At 46.1% G+C, this 1,213-nt stretch carries 1 protein-coding gene; it reads right to left on the bottom strand.

Annotation, left to right across the window (positions count from 1 at the left end; translation table 11 throughout):
• The coding region (locus tag R7P67_RS25180) for an FAD-dependent oxidoreductase (RefSeq protein WP_318086367.1) at nt 1–757 on the bottom strand (757 nt) is incomplete at its 3' end.
• Between the last annotated feature and the right edge of the window lie 456 nt (nt 758–1,213).

Below are 1,213 nucleotides of genomic sequence, written 5' to 3'. Positions count from 1 at the left end.
CGATACTGTTTTTGAACTGCGTAAAGTGCTCCACCATCCATGCGTTTAATGCCAGCACAACCTGCTTTGCTTGTATTTGTGCGTCAGGAGTGCTCACGGTAGCTGGTTGGCCAAAATCCAATTTGGTCATTGGTGTGTTTTCGAAGATTTCGATCCCCATTTCTAATGCGACTCGGCGCAAACCTCTAGCCAACATCGCGGGTTGGACGCTAGCAGCAACCGAAGAATGGAAACCTTCAAGATGACGGGGGGAGCCTGTATTTGCGTGCAGCTCATCTTCTTTGCAGCGACGCCAACTATTGACGCCTAAACGTGAAAGCTCATCGACGACAGGTTGCATGCTGCCCGCTTGCGCGTGATTTGTTGCAGTGTAATACACGCCTTCAAGCGACAACTGAGCATCAATATGGTGCTGTTTACAAAACGCGTCAATTTCAAGCACGGCTTGTTCGGACTCTTTGACTAACCAAGCAGCCTGAGCTTCACCAAACAAACGTTTTAAGGTCGGAAACTTTGTCGACCAAGTCAGCATGCAACCACCATTCGCTCCAGACGCGCCACTACCGCACAGCCCCTTTTCTATCACAACAACATGCTTTTTCGGTGCTTGCTGTTTGATCATAATGGCGGTCCAAAGTCCGGTGTAACCACCACCAATAATCGCGACATCAGCGTCGATATCTTCATTCAGTGGCTTAGCTGGTTGAGGCTGTTCAAGTTCAAGCGCTTGCTTAAACCAGTAAGATAGGTGTGCCATTGTTTTTCCTTCGTGTCATTCATGAACTTGTTTTCGAGAAGCTCACTGTACAAACGATGCGCAGTTTCAACGAGCAAGAAAAACTATCGCTGCGCGTAAGAAAAAATGACGCCACGCGGCAAAGTGTCCTGACACTTCCTTACTCACTCATACAATACCTGCCGCGGTTTTTCTCTTAGAATTCCGAACAAACGAACACTGTTCAAAATTAATTTTGAGTACGTTGGAATCAGCAAGAACACACCTCCTATTTATGCCTTGTGCATCTCTCCATTTTCGTGTTCCTCGCTGTTATTTCTCGTGCTGTTAAAACAGAACCCCAGTTAAGACAAGCTCTTAAGTGAGTCGGGAGTGAAAATGACTGCAAATAAATCCATTTTTGATCATACCAAAGTGATCTATGCTGATGAGTACGCCAACACCTATAACCCTATTCGGGTATATAGAATGAAGTTC

The sequence above is a fragment of the Vibrio sp. Vb0937 genome (genome assembly GCF_033338855.1).
The sequence above is the reverse complement of the archived record's forward strand: the minus strand, read 5'-3'. Positions and strand labels throughout refer to the sequence as shown.